Raw genomic sequence first — 3,423 nt, forward strand, 5'->3', positions numbered from 1 at the left:
CGGCAGGTGGAGGCGCACGCCGCCGGCCGCCCCCGCCGGCGACGCCGCCGACGCCCGCGCCCGCCACGCGCAGGCGGAGCGGGAGGCGGCCCGGCTCGGCGAGGAGCACTCGCAGGTGACGCTCGAGCTGCGGCGCGACGAGGACGCCCGCGCCCGGCACGCGGAGGTCTCCGGCGCGGTCGAGGCCGCGCGCGCCGCGGCGGAGCGCTGGGAGCGGCTCGCCAAGGTGATCGGCTCCGCCGACGGCAGCCGCTTCCGCCGCTACGCCCAGGGGCTCGCGCTCGACGGCCTGCTCGCGGCCGCCAACGTCCACCTCCGCGACCTCGCCCGCCGCTACGAGCTGATGCGCGTCCCCGGCGCCGACCTCGAGATCCAGGTGATCGACCACGATCTCGCCGACGAGGTCCGCACCGTGAACGGCCTCTCCGGCGGCGAGCTGTTCCTGGTGTCGCTCGCGCTCGCGCTCGGCCTCGCGTCGCTGTCCACCCGCGCCGCGCACGCCCGGACGCTGTTCATCGACGAGGGCTTCGGCACGCTCGACCGCGACACGCTCGAGCACGCCATGGCCGCGCTCGAGGGGCTGCGCCAGACCGGCCGCACGGTCGGCGTCATCTCCCACGTCCCCGAGCTGCACGAGCGCATCGGCGTGCAGGTCACGGTCGAGCGCGTCTCCGCCGGCCGCAGCCGGCTGGTGGTGCCGGAGGGGTGAGGTCCGCGCGGCGCCTCGCGGCGGCGGCGGCGGCAACGCGGGTGTCGTCGCCACGGCACGAGAATGCCTCCGAGCGGTTGCGGCTCGGCTTCGCTTGCTCTCAGTCTCCGCTCCGCAACGCGAACCGGCGCGATTCGAGCGCTCCCTTGATCGTCTCGATGGCGGCAAACGCAACCGCCGTCACCGCGCCCGCGCCCCAAGCTCGGCCACCCAGCGCCCCGCGCGAGAGCAACACGACGGCCGCGACGATCGGCACGGCGTAGAACAGCGTGACCTTCTGCCGTCCGCGGCGCGCGAACAGGATCGTGCTGCTGACGTTCGCCTCCCTGATGACCTCGGACAGTCGCAGCGCCGGATATCGCACCTCGACACGTCGAGCGGCGTGAACGGCTCCGACGAGCAGCAGGTGGTAGTAGAAGCGATCGAGGATGTAGATGCCGAGCGCGGGCGTCACCAGTAGGAGATCCTCGGGGAATCCGAGCGCTGCCGGGTCTGACGTTTTCGACCCGAAGGTTGCGGCGGCTGCGAGGAACAGGAAGAAGAAGGAGCGCAACCGAAAGAGGATGTCATTGAAGTGCTTCTGGAGGTCGATGGCGCCCTTCCAGACCTCGCGCGCGACTTCGAAATCGGAGAGCTCGTTCATCGGGGGTCCCTCACGGCGACCGATGCCCTTACTATCCGTATGCTACCGCGCCTGCGCGCCGTCGTCCGCTCCGGACGCGACCGGGCCAGCACCGGCCCAGCAGGGGGCTTCGAAATTGACCGTGAGTGTCAGACCCGTGCGCAATGATCCGCCCAAATGGATCGCGCGCTGGTCACCGCTGGAGTGGAGGCCGCCGCGCTGGACGCGGGGCTGGCGGGCCACACGCCGCCGCGGATCGAGCTGCCGCCGTTCACGCTCGACGAGATCGAGGCCTGGTTCCGCGGGGGCGAGATCGAGGGGGACCTGGGCGAGCAGCTCCTGGTCTGGGCGGCGCGGGTGCGCGGGTGCATCGACGTCGAGCTGGCCGAGGGGCTCGCGGCGCTGAAGCGGGGCGACCGGCTGGCGGCGCTGGGCTGTCACTTCGACGACTACGCCCGCGAGGCGCTCGACCTGGGGAAGCGCGCAGCCGAGAACCTGGCGCGGCTGGGTGCAGGGCTGCCGGACCGGCCGCTGCTCCGGGAGGCGCTGCGCTCGGGGCGGGTCCGGCTGCGCGCGGGCGAGACGATCCTGGCCGTCGCCGTCGGTGACGCGGAGGCGGCGTGGCTCGAGCGCGCCGGTGAGGAGTCGGTGCGGGGGCTGGAGGCGGCGGTCCGGGCAGCGAGGGCACGGGGAGACGCGTCGGGCCACGCGCGCGGCGGTACGGGCGACGAGGACGAGGCGTGGGTCGAGCTGCGCACGCAGCTGCCGCCGGAGGAGCGGCGGGTGCTCGACGAGGCGCTCTCGCTCGCCCGCGAGCTGGAGCCGGGCGCGAGCCGGATCGAGCAGCTCGAGGCGCTGGCGCAGGAGTACCTGGCGGAGCACCCGGGCGACCCGGATGCCGACGACGCTCGGCCGCTGGGGCCGGGGTTCCGCGCGCGAGGCCCCGAGCCGGCGAGGCGGGGCGCCGTGGCGAGCCTGGGCCCGGACGGCTGGGCGAGCCTGCCGGAGGTTCCGCCCGTGGCCGCGCCGGACCTCTCGCTGAACAACGTTCTCAGCGCACAGGAGCTCGACGCGCGACTGCGCGCCCTGGCGGAGTGCCGCGCTGGGTGGGACCGGCTCATCGGCCTCTGCGGGTACGCGGTGAAGCGGAGCGGGATGCACCGGCTCTCGGGCTACGGCAGCTTCCGCGAGTACGTGGAGGAGCGGCTGGGGCTGCCGGCGCGGGCGGTGGAGCAGCGGGTGGCGCTCGAGGCGCGGCTGGCGGCGTCGCCGGCGCTGGAGGAGGCGCGTCGGCGGGGCGTCTCCTACGAGAAGCTGCGCGTGCTGGCGCGGCTGCGGGAGCCGGACATCGCGCCCTGGATCCCGCGGGCGCTGGACGCCACCTGCGTCGTGCTTCGCCGCGAGGTGGAGGGCGAGCGCGAGGGGCAGCTGCGTGCGCGGGGGGAGCTGGTGGCGCCCCTGCCGCGCGGGGTGGCGGTGCTGCTCGCGGCGGCCATCGCGTCCGTCCGGGAGCGGCACGGGCACGCGCTCTCCACGGGAACGTGCATCGCGGTCATCGCGTTCCACTTCCTCGTGACCTGGGGCGACGCGCCGGGGCGCTCACCGACGCGTTCGCGGCGCATCCGCGAGCGCGACTCGGGCTGGTGCCAGGTGCCGGGCTGCAGCCGGCACGCGGCGCACGCGCACCACATCGACTTCCGCTCGCACGGCGGCGGCGACGACCCGGAGAACCTGGTGGGCCTCTGCGCATTCCACCACCTGCGCTGCATCCACGGCGGCTACCTCGCGGTGCTGGGGCGCGCGCCGGGGGCGCTGGTGTGGCTGCTGGGCGGAAGGATCTGGAGCGGGCCGCACCGGCGCGGCACCCGCGGCGCGGCCGGCGCGGTGCCGGCGGCCTGCTGAACACGCCGCGCGGTCCCGCTCACAGCCCCAGCAGCCGCTCCGCCAGGATGAGCGCGTCGCCGGGCCAGCAGACCGGCGGGCGCGGGCGGCGGACGCCGGGGCCACCCTCCACCGGCCAGCAGCTCAGCACGGCCCGGCGCCACCGCTCCGGCACCGCGAGCACGCCGTGCACGGCGCCGAGCAGCGCGCC

At 75.4% G+C, this 3,423-nt stretch carries 3 protein-coding genes; 2 read left to right on the forward strand and 1 reads right to left on the reverse strand.

What is annotated here, in order from left to right:
• Positions 1–709: SbcC/MukB-like Walker B domain-containing protein (locus PSR1_RS22435; RefSeq protein ID WP_370539110.1), on the forward strand; the 709-nt coding region annotated here is incomplete at its 5' end.
• A 100-nt stretch (positions 710–809) separates the two neighbouring features.
• Here the strand turns inward: PSR1_RS22435 and PSR1_RS22440 are convergent.
• Positions 810–1,352: a hypothetical protein gene (locus PSR1_RS22440; RefSeq protein ID WP_059439537.1), complete on the reverse strand. Its 543-nt coding sequence runs from the start codon at positions 1,350–1,352 to the stop codon at positions 810–812.
• A gap of 156 nt (positions 1,353–1,508) precedes the next feature.
• Between PSR1_RS22440 and PSR1_RS22445 the strand changes: the two genes are divergently transcribed.
• Positions 1,509–3,233: an HNH endonuclease signature motif containing protein gene (locus PSR1_RS22445; protein WP_059439538.1), complete on the forward strand. Its 1,725-nt coding sequence runs from the start codon at positions 1,509–1,511 to the stop codon at positions 3,231–3,233.
• The last annotated feature ends 190 nt before the right edge of the window (positions 3,234–3,423 follow it).

Origin of the sequence: Anaeromyxobacter sp. PSR-1, from assembly GCF_000964525.1 — a bacterium.
Taxonomy (GTDB): Bacteria; Myxococcota; Myxococcia; order Myxococcales; family Anaeromyxobacteraceae; genus Anaeromyxobacter.